The 20672-nt window shown below is 70.4% G+C and carries 19 protein-coding genes, 3 pseudogenes and 1 riboswitch; of the genes and pseudogenes, 9 read left to right on the forward strand and 13 right to left on the reverse strand.

What is annotated here, in order from left to right:
• Window positions 1-45 precede the first annotated feature (45 nt).
• On the reverse strand, window positions 46-987 hold the full coding sequence (locus ACIRJP_RS26175; RefSeq protein ID WP_404178779.1) for a sterol desaturase family protein: 942 nt from the start codon (window positions 985-987) through the stop codon (window positions 46-48).
• 411 nt (window positions 988-1398) lie between these two features.
• Window positions 1399-2907 carry a glutamate synthase subunit beta gene (locus tag ACIRJP_RS26180; protein ID WP_404178782.1) on the reverse strand — a complete coding sequence of 503 codons (1509 nt, stop codon included), beginning with the start codon at window positions 2905-2907 and terminating at the stop codon, window positions 1399-1401.
• Window positions 2908-3165: 258 nt separating this feature from the next.
• Here ACIRJP_RS26180 and ACIRJP_RS26185 point away from each other — a divergent pair, with 258 nt between their 5' ends.
• On the forward strand, window positions 3166-3756 hold the full coding sequence (locus ACIRJP_RS26185) for a lytic polysaccharide monooxygenase (RefSeq protein WP_404178784.1): 591 nt from the start codon (window positions 3166-3168) through the stop codon (window positions 3754-3756).
• A gap of 94 nt (window positions 3757-3850) precedes the next feature.
• Here ACIRJP_RS26185 and ACIRJP_RS26190 read toward each other — a convergent pair whose 3' ends face one another.
• Window positions 3851-4366, reverse strand: coding sequence for a phosphotransferase (locus ACIRJP_RS26190; protein ID WP_404178787.1), 516 nt, complete (start codon window positions 4364-4366; stop codon window positions 3851-3853).
• Window positions 4367-4466: 100 nt separating this feature from the next.
• Window positions 4467-5120, reverse strand: a complete 654-nt coding sequence (locus tag ACIRJP_RS26195; protein WP_404179001.1) for a hypothetical protein — start codon at window positions 5118-5120, stop codon at window positions 4467-4469.
• Here ACIRJP_RS26195 and ACIRJP_RS26200 point away from each other — a divergent pair.
• The gene (locus tag ACIRJP_RS26200; RefSeq protein ID WP_404178790.1) at window positions 5071-5391 is read left to right on the forward strand and encodes a substrate-binding domain-containing protein; all 321 of its coding nucleotides are present in this window, start codon (window positions 5071-5073) and stop codon (window positions 5389-5391) included. The genes ACIRJP_RS26195 and ACIRJP_RS26200 overlap by 50 nt on opposite strands.
• 25 nt (window positions 5392-5416) lie before the next feature.
• Here the strand turns inward: ACIRJP_RS26200 and ACIRJP_RS26205 are convergent, their stop codons facing one another.
• From ACIRJP_RS26205 to ACIRJP_RS26220, 4 genes are all read right to left on the reverse strand, one after another.
• Window positions 5417-6289, reverse strand: a complete 873-nt coding sequence (locus ACIRJP_RS26205; protein WP_404178793.1) for an EamA family transporter — start codon at window positions 6287-6289, stop codon at window positions 5417-5419.
• A gap of 138 nt (window positions 6290-6427) precedes the next feature.
• A complete protein-coding gene (locus ACIRJP_RS26210) occupies window positions 6428-7081 on the reverse strand; it encodes an HD domain-containing protein (protein WP_404178796.1) in 654 nt (217 codons plus the stop codon).
• 93 nt (window positions 7082-7174) lie between these two features.
• Window positions 7175-8284 carry an NAD(+)/NADH kinase gene (locus ACIRJP_RS26215; RefSeq protein WP_404178799.1) on the reverse strand — a complete coding sequence of 370 codons (1110 nt, stop codon included), beginning with the start codon at window positions 8282-8284 and terminating at the stop codon, window positions 7175-7177.
• Window positions 8285-8487: 203 nt separating this feature from the next.
• On the reverse strand, window positions 8488-9885 hold the full coding sequence (locus ACIRJP_RS26220; protein ID WP_376312677.1) for an APC family permease: 1398 nt from the start codon (window positions 9883-9885) through the stop codon (window positions 8488-8490).
• A gap of 347 nt (window positions 9886-10232) precedes the next feature.
• On the opposite strand from ACIRJP_RS26220, the gene ACIRJP_RS26225 reads away from it, so the two are divergent.
• Together ACIRJP_RS26225 and ACIRJP_RS26230 are read left to right on the forward strand one after the other, a co-directional pair.
• On the forward strand, window positions 10233-10553 hold the full coding sequence (locus tag ACIRJP_RS26225) for a hypothetical protein (RefSeq protein WP_404178802.1): 321 nt from the start codon (window positions 10233-10235) through the stop codon (window positions 10551-10553).
• A gap of 147 nt (window positions 10554-10700) precedes the next feature.
• A pseudogene (locus tag ACIRJP_RS26230) lies at window positions 10701-11799 on the forward strand (FAD-dependent monooxygenase).
• Between the two features lie 45 nt (window positions 11800-11844).
• Here the strand turns inward: ACIRJP_RS26230 and ACIRJP_RS26235 are convergent.
• On the reverse strand, window positions 11845-12336 hold the full coding sequence (locus tag ACIRJP_RS26235; RefSeq protein ID WP_383722573.1) for a transglycosylase SLT domain-containing protein: 492 nt from the start codon (window positions 12334-12336) through the stop codon (window positions 11845-11847).
• A gap of 4 nt (window positions 12337-12340) precedes the next feature.
• Window positions 12341-12494, reverse strand: a riboswitch (cyclic di-AMP (ydaO/yuaA leader).
• Window positions 12495-13056: 562 nt separating this feature from the next.
• On the opposite strand from ACIRJP_RS26235, the pseudogene ACIRJP_RS26240 reads away from it, so the two are divergent.
• Window positions 13057-14713: pseudogene (locus ACIRJP_RS26240) on the forward strand (ABC-F family ATP-binding cassette domain-containing protein).
• Window positions 14714-14739: 26 nt separating this feature from the next.
• On the opposite strand, the gene ACIRJP_RS26245 reads toward ACIRJP_RS26240, so the two are convergent.
• The 3 genes from ACIRJP_RS26245 to ACIRJP_RS26255 all read right to left on the reverse strand — a co-directional run bounded on the left by ACIRJP_RS26245 (window position 14740) and on the right by ACIRJP_RS26255 (window position 16296).
• Window positions 14740-14922, reverse strand: coding sequence for a hypothetical protein (locus ACIRJP_RS26245; RefSeq protein ID WP_404178806.1), 183 nt, complete (start codon window positions 14920-14922; stop codon window positions 14740-14742).
• A gap of 170 nt (window positions 14923-15092) precedes the next feature.
• A complete protein-coding gene (locus ACIRJP_RS26250; RefSeq protein WP_404178809.1) occupies window positions 15093-15767 on the reverse strand; it encodes a DUF305 domain-containing protein in 675 nt (224 codons plus the stop codon).
• 103 nt (window positions 15768-15870) lie between these two features.
• Entirely contained in the window at window positions 15871-16296 is a 426-nt protein-coding gene (locus tag ACIRJP_RS26255; protein ID WP_404178812.1) for a hypothetical protein, read from the reverse strand.
• Window positions 16297-16492: 196 nt separating this feature from the next.
• On the opposite strand from ACIRJP_RS26255, the pseudogene ACIRJP_RS26260 reads away from it, so the two are divergent.
• A pseudogene (locus ACIRJP_RS26260) lies at window positions 16493-16708 on the forward strand (transcriptional regulator); the annotation flags it as partial.
• A gap of 57 nt (window positions 16709-16765) precedes the next feature.
• On the opposite strand, the gene ACIRJP_RS26265 reads toward ACIRJP_RS26260, so the two are convergent.
• Window positions 16766-17590, reverse strand: coding sequence for an alpha/beta fold hydrolase (locus ACIRJP_RS26265; protein ID WP_404178815.1), 825 nt, complete (start codon window positions 17588-17590; stop codon window positions 16766-16768).
• A 57-nt stretch (window positions 17591-17647) separates the two neighbouring features.
• Between ACIRJP_RS26265 and ACIRJP_RS26270 the strand changes: the two genes are divergently transcribed.
• The 3 genes from ACIRJP_RS26270 (at window position 17648) to glpK (ending at window position 20668) form a co-directional block, all read left to right on the forward strand.
• Window positions 17648-18121: a MarR family winged helix-turn-helix transcriptional regulator gene (locus ACIRJP_RS26270; RefSeq protein WP_404178818.1), complete on the forward strand. Its 474-nt coding sequence runs from the start codon at window positions 17648-17650 to the stop codon at window positions 18119-18121.
• A 137-nt stretch (window positions 18122-18258) separates the two neighbouring features.
• Complete coding sequence (locus ACIRJP_RS26275; protein ID WP_360926745.1) at window positions 18259-19104, forward strand: MIP/aquaporin family protein; 846 nt, start codon at window positions 18259-18261, stop codon at window positions 19102-19104.
• A gap of 46 nt (window positions 19105-19150) precedes the next feature.
• Window positions 19151-20668 (forward strand): glycerol kinase GlpK, encoded by a 1518-nt coding sequence (gene glpK, locus ACIRJP_RS26280; protein ID WP_404178821.1) that lies wholly within the window; start codon window positions 19151-19153, stop codon window positions 20666-20668.
• The last annotated feature ends 4 nt before the right edge of the window (window positions 20669-20672 follow it).

Here is a 20672-nt window from a genome sequence, read left to right on the forward strand (position 1 = left end):
TGACTCCTCAAGTCGTAACGCCGAGGACCGGCATGGAAGGGCAGTTCAGACAGAACCGGTCCCGGGCCCCTTCGCACGGCGCAAGGGGTGGAGAAGGCTGGCGACGATCTCCCCGGTACGGGGGAAGGCCGCGGGATCGCCGAGCCCGACCGCGACCGGTTCGCGGCCGGGCCGCCAGGTGTAGCTGTCGAAGGCGTGGTCCCAGATCGACAGGTCCGAGCCGTAGTGGCCCGCCTCGGACAGGTCTGTGCTGTGGTGCAGTCGGTGTTGTTCGGGGCTGGCGAGCACATGGTTGAGCCGGCCGATGCGCACGTCTATGTTGGCGTGGATGAAATAGCCCTGGGCGGCCACGAAAAGGCCCACGACGAACACGGAGTCCCGGGAGAATCCGACCAGCGCCAGAGCCAGCTGAACGGTTCCCTGCGCGAGAACGATATCAAGGACGTGGTTGACGCCATTATTGGCGACATTGACCTTTTCCGGCACATGATGCACGCCGTGAAGCCGCCACAATATCGCATTGGTATGGCCGAGCCGGTGCACCAGATAACTGGCAAGAGAACCGGTCAGCACTGCGGCCGGTATTTCTGCCCAGAGATTGAGATCCGACTCCCTCGGCGACACCTCGGACACCCCGGCGGAGACAAGGTACTGCGCGAATGCGCTGGACACCGTCGTCAGCACGAAATAGACCCCGTACCAGTACCATTCACCGGCATTCGGGTGCCAGGCCCGGCGGTGCGGAATCAGTCGTTCGAGCACGGTGAAATAGGAAATGACACCGAGCAGGAAGAGCGGGCTCACACGGTCGGGGTCCCAGTCGAGACACAGTGCCGTCGCAGCCACCGAAACCGCGCCCGCCAGCAGGAACGGGTACGCCGCCACACGCAGGACTGCGCGCATGGCCGACACTGGAGCACCTTTCCCTCCGGCCCGACCGGCATCCGCCTCCGGAGCACCACCGGGCAGCGGTTCACGATTTTCCACTCACAGCACCTTTACGAAAGAAACCGGCACAGCGGAGTGCACTGGCCAGGAAAGAGATACTGATCTACCACATGCGGGCACACGGGACCGGCACACCGGTCACCACGTGCCGCAGGAAAGGAATATGCGCTGAAGCGCGAGAGGGATCGCCTGACGGACCCCACGGACCCGAGAACCCTCGCCGGGCCGGCCCGCTCTACTAAGTTTTCCTCACTCGGCGACCTCAACCGTCGAATTCAAGCCGCATGCTGACACCCGCCGATGGTCGTGGCGAGAATCGTCGACAAGGACTCGCCCACCCGGCCCGCCGGGTCCGCCCTGGCCACCCCACCCGCCCCACCCATCCAGTCCACCATGGATATGAATTACTAGTAATACAGGCGCAAGGAGGTCGACCGCCCAGAGGGGAGCTCAAGCCGCCAGGGGTCGGTCGTGCGGTGCGATCGGTGCCGGGAGCGCCGTGGAGCCGGTCAGGTAGCGGTCCGTCGCGGCGGCGGCGGACCGCCCCTCCGCGATGGCCCACACCACCAGGGACTGGCCACGTCCCGCGTCACCGGCGATGAAGATCCCGTCCGTCCCGGGGCGGGCCGCTCGCCCGGACGGCTCCGCCGTCTCGGCCCGAAAGCTGGCGTTCCGGGCAAAGTTCCCCCGGCTGTCCAGGGTGAGTCCGAGCTGCCGCATCAGCCCCGTGCCGTGTTCGGGGCCGTAGAAGCCGAGGGCGAGCAGGACCAGATCCGCCGGGATCCCCCGCTCCGTCCCGGGGCGCACCCTTCTGGCCTGCGGCTCCACCTCCGCGAGACGCAAGGCTCGCACTCGCCCGGTCCGGTCCCCCTCGAAGCAGAGGGTGGCCGAGGAGAAGACCCGGGGATCCGTACCAGCCAGCCCCCGGGCCTCCTCATGGGCATGGGAGATCCGGTAGACCTTCGGGCAGACGGGCCAGGGCTCGCCCTCGCGGCGGTCGCCGCCGGGCTCCGGGTTGATGTCCAACTGCACCACGGATGCGGCTCGCTGGCGCAGTGCGGTGCCCATGCAGTCCGATCCGGTGTCCCCTCCCCCGATGATCACCACACGCTTGCCCTCGGCGGTGACGGCCGCAGCTTCGCAGTCCCCCTCGGAGACCCGGTTGGCCAGGGTCAGATAGTCCATGGCCTGATGGATACCCTGCAGTTCACGACCGGGTACGGGCAACTCCCGTTGTCCACGCGCACCGACGGCGATGACGACCGCGTCGTTTCGCCCGGCGAGCTCGGCGGCGCCCAGGCCGTTGCCGATGTCCACGCCGGTACGGAACCTGGTGCCCTCGGCCCGCATCTGCTCGATGCGGCGGTCCAGGTGGCGCTTCTCCATCTTGAACTCGGGGATGCCGTAGCGCAGCAGTCCGCCGATGCGGTCGGCGCGCTCGTAGACGGCGACAGTATGGCCGATTCTGGTGAGCTGCTGCGCCGCGGCCAGGCCTGCCGGACCGGAGCCGACGACGGCGACGGTCTTACCGCTGAGCCGCTCGGGCGGCCGCGGTGGAGCGTATCCGCGTTCCCAGATCTGGTCGGCGATGGCCTGCTCGACGTTCTTTATGGTCACCGGGTCGGCGTTGATGGCCAGCACACAGGCGTCCTCGCACGGGGCCGGGCACAGCCGTCCGGTGAACTCCGGGAAGTTGTTCGTCGCGTGCAGCCGTTCGGCCGCGGCCCGCCAGTCCTCCCGCCCGACGTACGTGTTCCACTCGGGGATGAGGTTTCCCAGCGGGCAGCCGCTGTGGCAGAACGGGATGCCGCAGTCCATGCAGCGGCCGGCCTGCTCGGACACCAGGGGGAGCCGCGCCTGTCCCGCGTAGACCTCGTTCCAGTCGCTCAGCCGTTCCTGGACAGGGCGTGCCGGGACGGGCCGGCGGGGGAACTTGAGGAAGCCGTGCGGGTCGGTCATGGGGCCGCCTCCATCGCTCACTCGCGGTGCGCAGGCGTTTTTGTCAGCGTACGCCTGCTTTGCCCCTTGGCCCACCACGCCGACGGCTCTCCCCCGACCGGATCACGACCATCACCAGCCCACCGACCGACGGCGCATTACTGGTCTGGACATGACCAATCCCCCTGACTGGTCTCGAAGTTGGTCTAGACCTAGTGGGGTGGAGCGCGCCCTCCCCCCTCGTCACGCAGCGCCCGACACCTCCTCCAGGAGCGAAGCATGCGCAGAAAGATCACCTCGCCCGCCCTCGGCCTCGGGATCGCCGGAGCCTGTCTCCTCGTCACCACGGGCAGCGCTCAGAGCCATGGCTACACCGACGCCCCGGTCAGCCGTCAGCAGCTCTGCGGCAACGGCACCGTGCGCAACTGCGGCCAGATCCAGTGGGAGCCGCCGAGCGTCGAGGGCCCGAAGGGTTTCCCCGCCCGCAGCCCGGTCGACGGCACCCTCTGCGCCGGCGGCAACGGCCGGTTCTCCGAGCTCGACGACCCGCGTGGCGGCTCCTGGCCCGCGACGAAGGTCACCGGCGGGCAGAGCTACACCTTCCGCTGGCGCATCGAGGCCCGGCACGCCACGACCGATTTCCGCTACTACATCACCAAGGACGGCTACGACCCTGCCAAGCACCTCACCAGGGCCGACCTGGATCCCCAGCCGTTCCTGACAGTGCCCTTCGGCGGCCGTCTGCCGGGATCCACCATGACCCACGACGGGATCCTGCCGCAGAAGTCGGGCAAGCACCTGATCCTCGGCCTCTGGACGATCGCCGACACCGGCAACGCGTTCTACGCCTGCTCGGACGTCACCTTCTGATCCTGGTCCGCACCCGGTCGGCTTCCGCTGCCCGGCACGGAGCCCACCCCGGGCAGCGGAGGTCGGCCGGCGGCACGCCGGGCCGCCGGACTCGTCAGCCGATGAGGGCCTCGGTGATCTGGCGGCTGGTCTGCGCGGCGACCCGGGGGTGGTCGGCGGCGTACGCGGTGTAGGCGTTCAGGCCGGTGGCCACCGCCCAGCCCCGCCCCCTGGTCCAGGTCGCGTCGTCCACGCCCAGCGCGTCCGCCGATTCCGCCAGGCCCTCGACGGTCGCCACCTCGCCGTCCAGCCAGCGGGACACCGCCCAGGGCCACGGGTAGCCGAAATCCGGCTCCCCCACCGCCATCGGCACCGGGACGGCCAGCGGCAGGTGCGGGGCGAGCCGGGGCAGCCATGCCGCCTCCTTCCGGGCCTGCCCCATGGCCCCCGGATGGCGGGGCAGCCGGACGGAGAGTTCCTCGCCGAGCCGGTGGATCACATGATCCGAGCCGGCCCGGTCGAGCAGCTTCAGCGGCAGCCCCGCCCACTGGGGGAACTGTGTGTGGACCAGCCGCCTGACGAGCGCGGTGTCGATCACGGGGCGGATGTCCGCCGTTCGCTCCCCGGTCAAGGACGGCTCCCGCCTCCGGCCCGCTCGGAGCGGCGGGCAGTACCGGACGTCACAGCCTCACCGGCACCCGCCTGTCGACGCGTTTCCCCGGCCGGCCCCATCACGGCGTCGCCGCCGCTGCGACTTCGGTGACGGGACCCTCGACGAACACCGGGGACGGCCCGGCCGCCAACGTGAAGCGGCCGTCCGTCGGTTGCCTGACCGAGCGCCGGCCCCGGGAACCGACCAGCGTGACCGGGCCGGTCGCCGAGGCCGTGAGGTCACGGACGGTGGTCGCCCACACCACGCGGGTCGTGCCGCAGCCGGTGAATCGTAGGGAGTGGGCCGGTGCGGCCAGGCCTTCGTCACCGGCGTACGTCTTGCCACCGAGCAACCGGGCCACCACGGCCTGGGCGATCGCGGCCGGTTTCGGGGCGTAGGCGGTGACCGAGACCGGGTTCTCGGCTGAGGCGGTCACGGGCTGCCGGAGCATGCCGAAGTTGTGTTCCTTGTCGGCGGGGTCGTTGCCGTCGTCCACCAGGTCGCACCAGTAGATCCGGGTCACACCGTTGGCCAGGCCGGTGGCGTGGAGCCGGATGAGGTTGTCTGCCTGCTGGCGTTCGGTGGTGCCGTGACCGGTGCCGGTGGGCCGGCCCATCTCGCCGCGGATGATCGGCTTGTCCTCGCCACCGTTGGCTGCGCGGATCCGCTGCCGGAGCCCGGCAATGCTCTCGCCTGAGCCGCCCAGCCGGTTCGGCGCCGTGTTCTGCGGCAACGACCAGATAGCGCTGGGCGCAAAGTCCGTGCTGCGGGAGTCGGGAACGCGCGTGCCGGACGATGTCGCGCTGGTCGGCGTGGACAACGGGGAGTACGTGATCAGTGGTCAAAGCACCCGTCATCTCACCACCGTGGACACTGGGTTGGCCGCTCTGGGCGCCGCCGCCGCGGCCCAGGCGGCCGACGGCCGCGACGCCCCCGGGACACATGCCCACCGGTGCACACTGGTGGTCGGCGCGACGACGGCCGGACCGCGCCCGGAGGGCTGAGCCGGTCCGCCCGGCGGCCCCGCGCTCACTCGGCGGCGGCGAACCGAGGAGCGGGCTGGACGGTCACGAGGGCGATGCCCCCGCAGCACACAACGAGAAGCAGCAGCTCGGCCGCGGAGGGGGCGGACGCGGTACCGAGCGCCCAGTCGCCCAGTCGCACGGTGAAGGGAACGGCCAGTTGCACGGCGGCCGTGAAGACCGGCCCGCGAAGCAGGATGAGCCGGTGCTGTACGAGGTAGGCGGGTGCGTACACGGCCGCGCCCAGCACGACCGTGCCGCCGATCGCGGCGGGGGTCGGCGGGTGGGAGATCAGCGCGGGCAGCGCCATCGGGAGCAGCAGGCAGGTGGCTGCCGCGAGCAGTACGGGCAGCACGGCGAGGGGCGGCAGCCCCGAGAGCCGTTGCCGGTACAGGAACCCGTACCCGGCGAAGGCCACGGTCGCCGCCGCGACCAGCAGCAGCCCAGGCCCGTCCGCATCGCCCGCGTCCGCTCCGAGCGCCGCGTATCCGACGGCCGCCGCGCAGGCGAGTACCGCCCCCGCCGCCTTGCGCGGCCCGGACCGTTCGCCGAAGAACAACGCGCCCACGGCCACCGAGGCGCACGGCATCAGCGCGACGACGAGATTGGTGAGCGAGGTCCCGATGCGCGGAATGGCGAGGAGGGTCCCTGCGGCATACCCGGCGAAGCCGAGCAGGCCCAGCAGCCATACCGTGCCCGGCCTCGCGGCGGCCCGGCGCAGATCGGCCCTGCCCTCGGCGGTGGCCGCCGCGACAGCGGTGAGCACCAGACAGCACACCGCGGTGCGGCCCACGGCGACGATCAGCGGATCGGTCCCGGTGACCAGGGCGCCCGAGAGCAGCCACGTTCCGGCGAGCAGCAGTACGAGGACGGCCGGCATCGCTCGCCCTTTCCATGGACGGTGGAGGAACGGGCGGCGGGCGCCGAGCCGTTCGACCCCGCACGGCCACTTTCCAGTAGATGCCGACTATAACGACGGGGGTCGCCTCCACCGGGCCTTGCGGTCTGCTCACCGCCGTCACTCCGGCCAGGCCGAATCCAGGATGATGTCCACGAAGTCGCCCCGTTCGAACCCGGGCACGTAACGCGCCAGCACATCGGCCTTCACATTGCCGAACGTCGTCTCCGGCTTGGGTTCGACGCCTTCGGTGAAGGCCCTGAGAATGCGCCGCTTGAAGTCGGGGCGGGGGTGCAGGGCGACGATCGCCGCGCGGTCCGCCTCGCTGATGTCGTCGTACCCGATGCCCAGTACGTCGTACTCCACCCCCGCCGTCACGAGTGCGACCTCCGGCTCCATGAACGACGGGATCCCTGGCGTCGTGTGGAGCGCGATCGCCGTCCAGACGCGGCGGATGCTGTCCTCGGGCACACCGCGGCTCTGCAGGAACCGCCGCGCCTCGTCGGCGCTGTCCACCTCGAACCGGCGCCCGCTGGCACGGAACTCCTCGTTGAGACCGAGATCGTGGAACATGGCTGCGACGTAGAGCAGTTCCGGGTCGAAGCTCAGCCCCCTGTTGTGTCCCTGGAGAGCGCCGAAGAGATAGACGCGGCGGGAATGGTGGTAGATCAGGTCGTCGGTGGTGTCCCTCACCAACTGGGTGGCGGCTGCGGTCAGTTCGGTGTCGGGAACCGTCACGGTGGTGGGGGCGGGGAGATCGGCGTTGCCGGCCATGGGAACTCCTTCGGCGTAAGGGACCTTTCGAATCGAATGTGAGCGACTTCGGCGCAAGGGACTTCGGCGCACGGGGCTCCCTGCGGCCCGGGTTCACGGGCGGGATCCAGGTGGTGCCGTGCGTGGCCCACCGTCGGCCGCGTCCTGGTCCGCGAGGGAGAGATGGAGGTGGGCCAGGTCGTGCGGGACCGGTCCGTCGGGGCGGAAGAGCGGTGCGCTCGCACCGTCGGCCGCCGTGGCCGGAGCGTCGGTGAGACGCAGACGGGTGCGCAGCCGCCCGTAGAAGTCGTGCGGGCCGAGCCTGATGACGCGGAGGCGGTGCGGTGACGCGTACACCCCGATCCAGTCCCCGGCGTCCAGCACGCCGCGCAACTGACCGTCGATGGTCACCGCGCCCTGCCCCGAGTGCGGCAGGACCCGGACGGCGATCGGTTCGTCGGCCGCGGCGACGACGGTGCGGTCGAAGGTCATGTGCGCCGCCACGGGCGTGAAGAGGACTGCGTCCATGCGTGGCGAGACCACCGGACCGCCTGCGGCGAAGCTGTAGGCGGTCGAGCCGGTGGGGGTGGCCATGATGACCGCGTCGGCCGAGTACGAGGCGAGGAGCCGGCCGCCGATGTAGACGCCGAGGCTGACCTGCCGGTCGCGGGCGAGCTTCTCCACGACGACGTCGTTGAGCGCGGTGACGTCCAGGGCCACGCCCCAGTCCTCCGCCGCTGCCTCCGCTTCGAGGTCGACGTGCGGGGGCGGCAGCATCGGGCGTCGCCCGTAGGCCATCAGGGCGTCGATGTCCTTGGGCACTTCGAGTACGCGGGAGGCCCGCATGGTCAGGGTCATGCGCTCCTCGACCGCCGCCCGGCCCCGGTGGACGGCGTCGAGCGCCCGGACCACGTCCTTCGCCGGGACCTCGGTGAGGAAGCCGACGCGGCCCAGGTCGATCCCGAGGACGGCCCCGTCGTTCTTGGCGGCGATCCGGGCGCCGCGCAGGAATGTCCCGTCGCCGCCGAGCGTCACGATGAGATCGGGATTGCCCGCGACGTCGGCCTCCTCGCGCCCGCCGCGCCTGCGCTCGTCGTCGCGCCACACGTCGATGTCCGTGCAGGGGATGCCTTCGCGGGCGCACCAGTCGCGTACGACTCCCGCCGCGACGACGGCATCGGGACGGCCCTGGTGTACGACGAGTCCGACCCGTGCCACGCTCATCCCGCTCCGACTCCCCGTGTTGTGACGACGGCCTGTCCTCACCCCACTGTGCGGGAATCGGGGGTGGGTCCGCCCGTCGTCGGGCCGTCACGGCGCCCGGTCGGGCGATCCGGCCCGCGACGGCGGCCCGGACGGACACGTGCCCGGCCCGCCTGCGGATGGTCTCCGCCGACGGGCCGGGCACGGCACGGAACACGTCCGGGTCAGGACTGCGCGTCCTCCGGGATGCTGACCAGCCAGCGGGTCTCCTTGCGGGGCCGCAGGTAGAACGCCCAGTAGAGCGTGGCGACCGCCGTGATCCCGCCGGTCCACAGCAGGTACTCGGTCTCCTGCTGGGTCAGGATGTACGCCAGTACGGCGATCAGCAGGACCGGAATGGCGGGCCAGAGCGGCATGCGCCAGGCCGGCGCCTCGCGGTGCGCACCGCGGCGGCAGAGCAGCGCGGCGACGGCGACCAGCAGGTACATCGCGGTGACGGAGACTCCGGTGACGCCGTACAGGGTGTCGAGGTTGACGAAGCAGAGCGCCGCGCCGGGAACGCCGACGACCAGGGTCGCGACCCACGGGGAGCCGAAGCGGCCGAGCCGGGACAGGGCGTTGTTGACCGGCCCGGGCCAGGCCTTGTCACGGGCGGAGGCGAACAGCACCCGCGAGTTCTGGATGACCATCACGATGCCCGCGTTGATGATCGCGAGGGCGACGCAGAGGCTGACGAAGGTCCCGACGGCCGAATTGGACCAGGCGGCGACCATGGTGTTGAGGTCGCCCGAGGTCAGTGCCGCCAGGTCGGGGGCGCCCAGCGTGATGGCGATGACCGGGACGAGGATGACCGCCGTGGAGATGGCGAGGGTGGCGAGCACGGTGCGGGCCACGTTGCGCCGCGGGTTCTCCAGTTCCTCCGAGAGATAGACGGCCGTGGAGAAGCCCTGGGTGATGAAGAGCGCGATGGCGAGCCCGGAGACCACCATCATGGCGGTGACGGTCGAACTCCCGCCGCCCGGCGAGGCGACCGAGCCGTGCACCAGTGCCGAGGCGCCGCGCTCGGAGTGCGCGAAGCCGAGCACGGCGACGACGGCCGCCGCGATCACTTCGAGGACGAGGAAGATGCCGGTGATCCATGCGTTGGCACGCAGGTCCAGCAGACCGGCGAGGGTGGCGAGCACCATGACGCCGGCGCCCGCGACGGAGGCCGGGATGTGCACGATGGGAGCGAGGTAGTCGGCCGTTCCCATGGCGATGACCGGGGGCACGATCATCACGACCAGCAGCGAGAGCACGAAGACGAGCCACCCGGCGAGCCGGCCCGCCATGGTCGACACCATGGCGTACTCGCCCCCGGCGCTCGGAATGAGCGTGCCCAGTTCCGAGTAGCAGAAGGCGACCGCGATACAGAGCAGCGAGCCGATGGCGATGGTGAGGGCGGTGTACGTGCCGAGGCTGGAGAACAGGTCCGGTACGACCACGAAGAGGGTCGAGGCGGGCGTCACGCAGGAGAGCGTGAGCAGTGTTCCGCCCACGACGCCGATGGAACGCTTGAGCTTCTGTGGAGTGGGGCCGGTCGCTGGTGCGAGCGCCTGGGGAGCGCTGAGCGTTTCGGTCATCGTGCGGTTCCGATCAACAGGTGCGGTGTTCGAGCACGGGAGCGCTATCGCCTCCAGACGAGGACGTGGTGAGTGGTTTCGTCGCTCCCAGCGCGACATGCAATCCTGACGTGATCCGCAGGTCAATAGGTGTTCACCTTCGGAATTCGTTGCGACGAGGGGCCGATTCGACGGTTTGGCGCTAACAACGCGTCAATGCATGGGGATCGGGGGTGCGGGAACCGTAGCCGGGCCCGGTGGAAAGTTTCCCCCATTTCCAGCATCCGGAAGGAAGGGGCTGCCTGAGCGGGACCGACGTGCGGGGCTCACGGGTCGCGCAACCGCTGTCGTGGTGCCAGCCTGGAGTCATGGCTTGGGCGTCGTGGACGACTTGCGGTGTGTTCTCGGGACGCGGTGGCGTGCTCACGGACGAGGTCGGTGTGCTCTCCGGGGACTTGACAGTTCACACGACCTGGGCGGACGACTCGGCCCAGGTCACTGTGCAGTACACCGGTGCGATCGACTGGTTCACCATGTCGGGCAGTCCGGTGCCGTGCTGTTCGGAGGAGGAGAGCCGTAGCCTGCACGACGCGGCGGTGCAGGCGGTCCGGGGCGGGGAGGCGGCGACCGTTCCCGTACTGCCCCGCCGCGAACCACGGCGGCAGGCGGCGGAACCCGCCCAGGAGTGACATGGAGCCTGGCATCGCCCCGGGGCGTCGCCACGCCCCCATCGGAGCCGGAGTCGCGGAGGGCTGCGGCGACCAGCCCCGAGATCTCGTTCCCCGGTACTCCCCCGCCGCCCACCGGCCGGCCGAAGACCAGCCCGTCCACAAGGGCTGCGGCTCGTCGGCTGGAAGGTGATGGTCGTCGAACGCGCCCGCACCCTCGACGACGTGGGCGCGGGCATCTCCCTGCACGCCAACGGCATGCGCGCGCTGGACGCCCTCGGTGTCGGGGCGGCGGTGCGCGCGGCCGCGCGGCCCCAGTACACCGGCGGCACCCGCACCCCGGACGGCCGCCTGCTGGCGCGCATGAACGGTGCCGCGCTGGAACGGGAGCTGGGGACACCGATCGTGGGCATCCCCCGGGCCGAGCTGCACCGCCTGCTGCGCGCGGCCCTGCCTCCAAAGTCCCTGGTCATCGGGGCCGAGGTGACGTCCGTCGACCGGTCCGACGCCTCGCGGGTGCGACCGGCCGCCGGTGACACCCGGCTGGAGGCGGAGCTGGTCGTGGCCGTCGGCGGGATCGGCAGCCGGTTGCGCGGCCTGCTCTTCCCGGGACATCCCCCGTCCGGCCCACAGCGGCTCGACGGTGCTGCGCGCCATCACCGAGTCGCCGGTCGACCTGCGTGCCGACTTCGAGCTGACCTGGGGACCGGGGGCCGAGTTCGGCCGCATCGCCTTCGCCGACGGCAGGGCCGAGTGGCACGCGGTGCTCAACGCTCCCGCCGGTGTGCGCCATCCCGACCCGCTCGCGGAGGTCCGCCGCCGGTTCGACGGCTGGCACGACCCGATTCCCGCCCTGCCGGCGGCGACCCGGCCCGATGCCGTCCTGCACCATGACGTCCACGAACTGGTCGTCCCGCTTCCCTTCTACGTGGTGGGCCGGGTGGCACTGCTCGGCGATGCCGCGCACGCCATGACCCCGAATCTCGGCCAGGGGGCCTGCCAGGCACTGGAGGACGCGGCGACACTGGCCGCCGCAGTGTCCGGCGAAGCGACCGTCGAGTCGGCGCTCGGCAGCTACGACGCGGAGCGCCGACCCCGCAGCCAGTCGGTCGCGCGGGCCGCGCGGCAGGCCGGCCGGATGGGCCAGCAGCTGTCCCACCCGGCGGCCGTCGCGCTGCGCAACGCGGCGATGCGTCTCGCGCCGTCCCGTGTCACGGTCCGCACGATCCTCCGCCACACCGACTGGACACCCCCGAGGCTGGGCTGACCTCGGGACGGGGCACCCGGCGGTGCGGCGGCGGTGTCGCGTACGTCAGTAGGCCCCGAAGACGTTGTCGATGGAGCCGTACCTGGCGGCCGCGTAGTTGCACGCTGCCGTGATGTTGGCGACCGGGTCGTAGCTGTCCGTCGAGGTCCCGGGCACGTGGTAGGCCCGGAACGTCGGATCGATGATCTGGAGGAGACCCTTGGACGGCGTCCCGGCGGCGGCGTTCGAGTCCCAGTTGTTGATTGCCCGGGGGTTGCCGGACGACTCGCGCATGATGTTGCGGTGGATGCTGTCGTAGCTGCCGGGGATGTTGTGCTCGGCCATGACGGCCAGCGACTCCTTGATCCAGCCGTCCAGATCGTTGGTGTACGTCGCGGACTGCGCGGCCGGTGCGGCGGCGGACTGTGCCGGAGCCGCCGAGGCGGTGTGGGCACCGAGCAGCGGCAGCAGGAGCGCGGCGGCGCCGGTGCCCACGGCTATGAAACCGCGGGTCAGCGGGGTGGACTTGCGACGACGGTACGTACCCGTTGCGGACATGGTGGATTCCTCTCCGTCGCCTGCGGGGTGAGCTGTCGGGTTCAGGCTGGAGATGCCTGGCCGCACGCGAGCGCGGCTCCACCCCGAGCCGTTCCGGATTCCGGACCGGCGGCTTACCTGGGTCCCCCGCTCCTGCCGTGCATGGGTGGTCGGATGGTCGGACGGCGGCAGGATTCGGCGTTCCGTCCGGATTGACGGTGACCGTAGGCGAGAAGAGCCGAACGGGACAAGACCCCAATTTCCGAATGCAATTCGCCCACAAGATCGATTAACGGGAATTTCGGTAATCCACCTCACACCGCACGACCCGCTCCCCTTGCGCGGAAAGGGAACCGGCTCACGGGGCACGGCACCCCCCGGGCCCAACGTGACTCGCGCCACGAATTCACAAAAGCGGGCATTTCGCCCAGTGATCGCCAAGACCCGGTGACATTGCCTTTCCGCCCCCCGGTCGTTACAGTTTCGATGTCCTGTTATCTCCGATTGAGGTGGACGTTGCGCATCTGAGGTTCGCGAACATCACGCCGTACGGCTTTCCCCGTACGCCCGTCACGCAGTAGCAGTGCTTCGCACTGCCCGTGACCCCGCGTGGATGCGACCTCGGTGCATGAGCCGTCCTTCGCTCTTCAGGACCGCCGCACCTCCTTCCGCTGCCCGGTCGCCGCGTGGTGCTCGCATACGAAGCCCCCTTCACTGCGCTTGCGAATGCGAGGAACACTCATGGCGACACCCACCACCCCCCACGCCTCCCTCACCTGCTCGGCCCTGACCTTCCGGTGGCCGGACGGCACCACCGTCCTCGATGGTCTCTCGCTCAGCATCGGCCGGGGGCGCGTAGGGCTCGTCGGCGCCAACGGTGCGGGCAAGTCCACCCTGCTGCGGCTGCTCGCCGGTCAACTGCGCCCGTCCCAGGGGTCGGTGACCGTCGGCGGCAGTCTCGCCCACCTTCCGCAGAACATCACCCTCGACACCACACTGCGGGTGGACCGGGCCCTGGGCATCGCCGAGCGGCGCGACGCGCTGCGCGCCATCGAGGCCGGCGACGTCGACGAGAAGCACTTCGAGACGGTCGGCGACGACTGGGACGTCGAGGAACGGGCCCTGGCGACACTGGGATCGCTCGGTCTCGGCGGCATCGAACTCGACCGCGCCGTGGGGCAGTTGTCCGGAGGGGAGACCATCCTGCTCCGGCTGGCCGCGCTGCTGCTGGAGCACCCCGACGTCCTGCTCCTGGACGAGCCCACCAACAACCTCGACGTGTTCGCGCGCCGCAGGCTCTACGAAGCCGTCGACTCCTGGCGCTCGGGCGTACTGGTCGTGGTCAGCCACGACCGGGAACTGCTGGAGCGCGTAGACCGCATCGCCGAGCTCCGCACCGGTTCGGTGAACTGGTACGGCGGTGGCTGGTCGGCGTACGAGGAGGCCGTGGCCGCCGAACAGGAGGCCGCCGGCGGATGTTGCGGGCCGCCGAGGCCGATGTGCGCCGCCAGAAGCGTGAACTGGAGGAGACACAGGCGAAGCTGGCCCGGCGCCAGAGGAACGGCCGGAAGGCGGAGGCCGAGGGCGGCCTCCCGAAGATCCTGGCGGGCCGCCGGAAGCGATCGGCACAGGAGTCTGCGGGCAGGCTTCGCGGCGTCCACGAGGAGCGCCTCGGCGAGGCGCTCGAACGCCTGGAGGAGGCCGCCGACGCGATCCGCGACGACGCCGGGATCCGCGTGAGCCTCCCGCACACGGCGGTGCCCACCGGGCGCACCGTGCTGAGTCTGAACGGGCTGCGCCCCGGTTCGGGGGGCTGCGCGAGGGAACCCTCCAGGTGAACGGGCCGGAGCGCATCGCGCTCGTCGGCCGCAACGGCGCCGGTAAGACGACGCTGCTGCGCACGCTCACCGGTGAGCTGGCCCCGTTGTCGGGCGATGCCAGGACCTTCGTACCGGCGCGGTACCTACCGCAGCGGCTCGATGTGCTGGACGACAAACTGAGCGTCGCGGCGAACGTGGCCCGGATGGCGCCCGGTGTCACCGACAACCACATCCGCGCCCAGCTCGCGCGCTTCCTCTTCCAGGGCAAGCGCGCGGAACAGCCGGCGGCCACACTGTCGGGCGGCGAACGTTTCCGTGCCGCCCTCGCGGCGACGATGCTCGCCGCACCGGCCCCGCAGCTGCTGATGATCGACGAGCCGACCAACAACCTCGACATCGCCAGTGTGCGACAGCTGACCGGTGCGCTCGAGTCCTACGGGGACGCACTCCTGATCGCCAGTCACGACCTCGCCTTCCTCGAATCGGTCGGTGTCACCAGGTGGCTGCTGGTCGGCGAGGAGCTGCGGGAGACCGGCGCCGAGGAGGTGGCCGAACTGCTACGCGCCCCGATCCGTTGATGCCGGGGCTGTCGGCCTCGTGCGCCTCACAGCCGCCGGACGCGCATCACGCCGGTCAGCATCGGGAGGGTGAACTCGCCGCGGGCGGTCTCAGGTCTGCTTGCGAGGAAGGCGCGGATCCTGCCCAGCAAGGCCTCTCGCTCCTCTTCCGGCATGACGAGCACCCCGCCCGCCGACGAGGCGTGAAGCAACTGTTCGCCACGATCCATGCGGTCACGCTAGACGCGCGGTTGGCGGGTCGGCTACCTCCTTGCCGCAAGCCCGGCAGTGGCGCCGAGGCCGCCGGCCGAACGGCGGTCGGTGGGACGTGCCCGTACCGGCCGGACAGGGAAAGGGGATGCGGGCCTTCGTACGCCGGCGGCCCGCACCCCTGCCGGGGTCAGAGCCTGTCGATGATCTTGTTCATCTGCTCGATCTCGGCGGTCTGGGCCGTGACGACGGCACCGGCGAGCTTCTTCGCGTCGGCGTTGACACCGTTCTTCTGCTCGTCCTCGGCCATGGTGACGGCGCCCTGGTGGTGCCCGATCATGAGCTGGGCGAACTTCTTGTCGAAGTGCTTGCCCTTGGCGGCCTCCAGATCGCTCATGTCCTTGCCGGACATCATTCCGGGCATTGCCGAGCCGTCCGAGCCGTGATCCATCCCGGGCATGTCACCCATCGAGGACGAGGACGAGGGCAGCGGCTTGCCCCACGACTTCAGCCAGCCCTTCATCGTGTCGATCTCGGGGTCCTGGGCCTTCTCGATCGCGGTGGCCAGCTTCTTGATCTCGGGGTCGGCGGCGCGGCCGTCGGCCAGCTTCGCCATCTCGATGGCCTGCTGGTGGTGCGGAATCATCTGCTGCGCGAACTTCACGTCGGCGTCGTTGAACCCGGCGCCGGGGGTGGCCGGTGCGGAGGCGCCGGCCGAGCCGTGGTCCATGCCGGGCATGGACGAACCGTCGGACTTCGAGCTGTCGGAGGAGCCGCAGGCGGTCAGTGCCAGAGCGAGGACGGCGACGGTGCCGGCGGCCGCGAGGGTGCGACGGCGGGCGGCGGAGCAGCGGGAAGCGGACATCAGAGGTTCTTTCCAGGTGGTTGCGCCACGTCCGTGGCGCGCGAATGGGGCAGGTTCGTCCAACCGGTCCGGCCTCGAAGGGCTGGGGACCGGCGGATCCCTGTCACGTCCGCGCGATGCACACCTGGAGCAGCAGCACCCTGCCGGCCGACGGCGGCCCCCGCCGGGCCGGTCCGCGTACAGCCGTACGGCGCCCGGAGAGTGCCTGAACCGCCACGAGCGCCAGGCCCAGCGACATCAGCAGCGGCAGCACCCGGTCACGGGCGTGGGTGAATACGCACGACTCGCCGTTCATCGCGGGCATGGCTGCAGCCGCCTGAGCGAAACCGGGCCCGGCCCCCATGGCCGAGTGGCCAGCGGTCGCCTGCATGGGCTCTGGCGCGGGTGCGGCCGCCGTGACGGTCATCGCGTCGTGGCAGCCCTCCGCGGCGCTCGCGGGTGCTCCGTGCATGAGGAACAGCCCGAGCAGGACGGCGCAGAGCACGAACAGCCGGGACGCTCCCGGTGTGCGTGTCCGTCCGCGTTCCACGGCTGCCTCGATTGCTCGCTCGTACGGGTCGTACAGGTCGACGGGTCCTGCGGTGCTTGCCAGACGATACCCCCACCGGGTTCCCCGTTCCGTACTGCCCCGCCTGCCCCGGGTTCAGCGGTGGCGCTCGGCGCGCGTCCAGGCGGCGTCGCGGAGCAGGCGCAGGCCGTTGAGGCCGACGATGACGGTGGAGCCCGCCTGCTCCCACCAGTTGCGGCTGCTGCGCAACCTCGGCCTGGTCACCGGCGAGCGCCGGGGCCGCTCGGTGATCTACGCGCTGTACGACAACCACGTCGCCGAACTCCTCGACCAGGCCCTCTTCCACGTCGAGCACCTGCGCCTGGGGCTGCACGACACCCCGGCTCAGGCCACCGCCGGGGCCGACGGCACGGTGGCCGCCGCCGGCCGCTGAGGACGGTTGCGCCCCGTGGGGCGGGTACGGCTGTTCCACGGGGCAGGTACAGCCGTCCTACGGCGCGGGCAGGGCCGCCAGGAACTCCCCGAGGATCCGGTCGAACTCGTCCGGCTTCTCCATGTTGGGGTGGTGGGCGGCACCCTCGACGATCAGCTCCCGTCCGTCGGCGACCGTTCGCACCAGGCGCCTGGCCATGGCGAGGTGATCCGCCGCGTCGATGGACCCGTTGACGGCCAGAACCGGGACCGCGATCCCCGCCGCACGCGCCCAGGTGTCGGGAACGGGCACCCTCAGATCGGCTTCGCCATCGCTGTGCTTGGACAGCGTCCGGGCCGCCATCTCGCGCACCCTCGCCACCACGTCGCGGTCGACTTCGCCGAGCGTGCGGTGCGGGCCCGCCACGAAGAGCATGAAAGCATCGATCCAGCCCTCGATGTCACCCGCGCCCAGGGCACGGGCCTGCGCGGCCAGGACCCCCTGGGCCCAGGGGTCGTCGAATTCGGGCTCACTCGTCCCCGCGCCGCCGACGACCAGCGCACGCACCAGATCCGGGTGTTCCAGCGCGGTGTCGACCGCGGTGGCCGCCCCCATCGACACTCCGGCCAGGACCGCGGGCCCCGCGTCGAGGTGGCGCAGCAGTGCGGCCAGGTCGTCGGTGTGCCGGAAGGGCCTGGTCGCGTTGGCCGAACCACCGTGTCCACGGGCGTCCGGCACGATCACACGGTGGTGGCGCGACAGCTCCGGCACCTGATCGTCCCACATCCCGTGGTCCAGGAATCCGCCGTGCAGCAGCACCAGCAGTGGGCCCTCGCCGGTGTCCCGGTGGACGAGGCGGCCGTCCTCGGTCTCGAAGGATTTCAGCTCGGAAGCAGCACTCATGACAACCAAGGTGCCATGCCCTCGCCACATTGACAACCAAGGTGTCATGATTGCCGAATGACCGATATCGACCCGCCCCTGCCGCCCGAAGAACTGGCCCACCGGCTCACGGAGGTCTTTGCCCTGGTCGGCCCGCTCTACCGGCGTGTGCAGCGCAAGGTGGAACAGACCGCGCCGATCGAGGGCTTGTCCGTCGGCGTGCGTGCCGTACTGGATCTGCTGCGTGAGAACGGCCCCATGACGGTCCCCCAAATGGGCCGGGCGCAGGCGCTGAGCCGGCAGTTCGTGCAGCGCATGGTCAATGACGCCGCGACCGCGGGACTGGCCGAGATCATCCCCAACCCCGCGCACCAGCGGTCGTCGCTGGTCCGGCTGACCGCGAGCGGCCGGGAGGCGATCACCGCCGCCCTGGCCCGTGAGCAGTCACTGCTGCGCCAGGTGGACGGGGACCTCACCGATGGCGATGTGACGGCGTGCGTACGGGTGCTCGGGCGGATGCTGGAGCTCTTCGACCACGTCGACGTGGACTGAGACCGGGCGCCGTTCCCGCCCCGGGAGGGGGTGGGAACGGTGCGTATGCCACCGAGTGCGGATCCAACTGCCCCCGTCTACGCTCAGATCTGAATCTATGCCGCAAGAGGTCGTGAATCGACAGGAAGCGAGACCCCATGGAGCGGCTCAAGCGGTCGGGGCTCGTCGGGGAACTCTCCGCGGAATTCCTCGGCACGATGATTCTCATTCTCTTCGGCTGTGGAGTGGTGGCCCAGGTCGTCGCGGGCGGTGCGCTCACCGATCCGCCGGGCGGGCTCGGGAATCACGACAGCATCGCCTGGGCCTGGGGGCTCGGAGTCACACTGGGCGTCTATGTGGCGGGCCGGCTCAGCGGAGCCCATCTCAACCCCGCCGTGACCGTCTCCCTCGCCGCGTTCAAGGACTTCCCCTGGAAGAAGGTGGCGCCGTACTCGCTCGCCCAGGTCGCAGGGGCGTTCGTCGCGGCGCTGCTGGTGCGGTGGAACTACACGGAGGCGCTGGCGAAGGCGGACCCGGGGCACACGATCAAGACGCAGTTCGTGTTCTCCACGCTTCCCGCCAACGGCAACCCCGCTCTTCCGGTCCATGAATGGGGAGCGTTCCGGGACCAGGTCATCGGCACCGCGATCCTCGTGCTGCTCATCTTCGCGGTCACCGATCTCCTCAACACCCCACCGGGCGCCAATCTCGGCCCCTTCATCGTGGGCCTCATCGTGGTCGCCATCGGCATGGCGTTCGGCACCAACGCCGGATACGCCATCAACCCGGCCCGTGACCTCGGCCCCCGGCTCGCGAGCTTCCTCACCGGTTACGGCGGGGCGTGGCGGGATCAGTACGGGAACTTCTACTTCTGGGTGCCGATCGTGGGCCCGCTGGTCGGTGGCCCACTGGGGGCGTTCGTCTACAAGGTGTTCATCGGCCGTTTCCTCCCCACGGCGGAAGAGGAACCGGAGGGAACCATCCCCCTACCGCCGGAGACGTGACGCCCGTTCCCATCACCGAGCCCGGGCTCAGGAGAGGCAGCATGCCATGGCGGACTTCATCGGCGCAGTGGACCAAGGCACCACCAGCAGCCGCTTCATGATCTTCGACCACGACGGCAACGAAGTGGCCAGACACCAGTTGGAGCACGAACAGATCCTGCCCCGCCCCGGCTGGGTCGAGCACGATCCGGTGGAGATCTGGGAGCGCACCAACTCGGTGATGCAGAACGCCCTGCGCACCGGTGGTCTCAGCGGCACGGATCTCGACTCCATCGGGATCACCAACCAGCGCGAGACGACCGTCGTCTGGGACCCCCGAACCGGCCGTCCGCACTGCAACGCCGTCGTGTGGCAGGACACCCGCACCGACTCGATCGCCCAGACCCTGGAGAAGGAGGGGCACGGCGAGGTCATCAGGCGCAAGTCGGGGCTTCCTCCCGCCACTTACTTCTCCGGCGGGAAGATCAAGTGGATCCTTGAGAACGTCGACGGGGTCCGCGAGGCCGCGGAGCGTGGGCACGCGGTGTTCGGGAACACGGACTCCTGGGTGTTGTGGAATCTCACCGGCGGCCCCGACGGCGGCACGCACGCCACCGATGTGACCAATGCCAGCCGCACGATGCTGATGAACCTGGAGACGCTCGACTGGGACGACGAACTGCTGGACATCTTCGGCATCCCCCGGGCGATGCTCCCCACCATCAATCCCTCCTCCGACGCTCAGGCGTACGGCCGCACCCGCACCTCGCGTCCGCTGCGGGCCGCCGTCCCGGTCACCGGGGTGCTCGGCGACCAGCAGGCGGCCACCGTGGGGCAGGTGTGCTTCGAGCCGGGCGAAGCGAAGAACACGTACGGCACCGGCAACTTCCTGCTGCTCAACACCGGTACGAAGCCCATCCGGTCGCAGCACGGCCTGCTCACCACGGTCGCCTACCGGTTCGGGCAGAGCCCGGCGGTCTACGCACTGGAGGGGTCGATCGCGGTCACCGGGTCCGCGGTGCAGTGGCTGCGGGACCAGATGAAGATCATCACCGATGCGGCGGAGAGCGAGCGACTGGCCCGGTCCGTCGCGGACAACGGCGGGATGTACTTCGTGCCGGCCTTCTCGGGGCTCTTCGCCCCGTACTGGCGCTCGGACGCCCGGGGCGCCATCGTCGGTCTGGCCAGGTACAACACCAACGCCCATCTGGCGAGGGCCACGCTGGAGGCGATCTGCTACCAGAGCCGGGACGTGGTGGAGGCGATGGAGCAGGACTCCGGCGTCCATCTCGACGTGCTGAAGGTCGACGGCGGGGTCACGGCCAACGACCTGTGCATGCAGATCCAGGCCGATGTGCTCGGTGTCCCCGTCAGCCGCCCCGTGGTCGCCGAGACGACCGCTCTCGGCGCCGCCTACGCCGCCGGTCTCGCCACCGGATTCTGGCGGGACCAGGGCGAGTTGCGCGAGCACTGGCAGGAGTCGAAGCGCTGGGAGCCGCAGTGGAGCGAGGATCAGCGGGCGGAGGGTTACGCGAACTGGAAGCGGGCGGTGGAGCGCACCCTGAACTGGGTCAGCGTGGGATGACGGT

It is taken from the genome of Streptomyces sp. NPDC102437, from assembly GCF_044765565.1.
GTDB lineage: Bacteria > Actinomycetota > Actinomycetes > Streptomycetales > Streptomycetaceae > Streptomyces.

Coding starts and splice junctions, on each gene's coding strand:
- glpK (WP_404178821.1), top strand. CDS start 19,151: ATGGCGGACTTCATCGGCGCAGTGGACCAAGGCACCACCAGCAGCCGC.
- ACIRJP_RS26250 (WP_404178809.1), bottom strand. CDS start 15,767: ATGTCCGCTTCCCGCTGCTCCGCCGCCCGCCGTCGCACCCTCGCGGCC.
- ACIRJP_RS26210 (WP_404178796.1), bottom strand. CDS start 7,081: ATGGCCGGCAACGCCGATCTCCCCGCCCCCACCACCGTGACGGTTCCC.
- ACIRJP_RS26185 (WP_404178784.1), top strand. CDS start 3,166: ATGCGCAGAAAGATCACCTCGCCCGCCCTCGGCCTCGGGATCGCCGGA.
- ACIRJP_RS26200 (WP_404178790.1), top strand. CDS start 5,071: ATGCTCTCGCCTGAGCCGCCCAGCCGGTTCGGCGCCGTGTTCTGCGGC.
- ACIRJP_RS26205 (WP_404178793.1), bottom strand. CDS start 6,289: ATGCCGGCCGTCCTCGTACTGCTGCTCGCCGGAACGTGGCTGCTCTCG.
- ACIRJP_RS26235 (WP_383722573.1), bottom strand. CDS start 12,336: ATGTCCGCAACGGGTACGTACCGTCGTCGCAAGTCCACCCCGCTGACC.
- ACIRJP_RS26245 (WP_404178806.1), bottom strand. CDS start 14,922: ATGGATCGTGGCGAACAGTTGCTTCACGCCTCGTCGGCGGGCGGGGTG.
- ACIRJP_RS26180 (WP_404178782.1), bottom strand. CDS start 2,907: ATGACCGACCCGCACGGCTTCCTCAAGTTCCCCCGCCGGCCCGTCCCG.
- ACIRJP_RS26220 (WP_376312677.1), bottom strand. CDS start 9,885: ATGACCGAAACGCTCAGCGCTCCCCAGGCGCTCGCACCAGCGACCGGC.
- ACIRJP_RS26270 (WP_404178818.1), top strand. CDS start 17,648: ATGACCGATATCGACCCGCCCCTGCCGCCCGAAGAACTGGCCCACCGG.
- ACIRJP_RS26275 (WP_360926745.1), top strand. CDS start 18,259: ATGGAGCGGCTCAAGCGGTCGGGGCTCGTCGGGGAACTCTCCGCGGAA.
- ACIRJP_RS26265 (WP_404178815.1), bottom strand. CDS start 17,590: ATGAGTGCTGCTTCCGAGCTGAAATCCTTCGAGACCGAGGACGGCCGC.
- ACIRJP_RS26215 (WP_404178799.1), bottom strand. CDS start 8,284: ATGAGCGTGGCACGGGTCGGACTCGTCGTACACCAGGGCCGTCCCGAT.
- ACIRJP_RS26225 (WP_404178802.1), top strand. CDS start 10,233: ATGGCTTGGGCGTCGTGGACGACTTGCGGTGTGTTCTCGGGACGCGGT.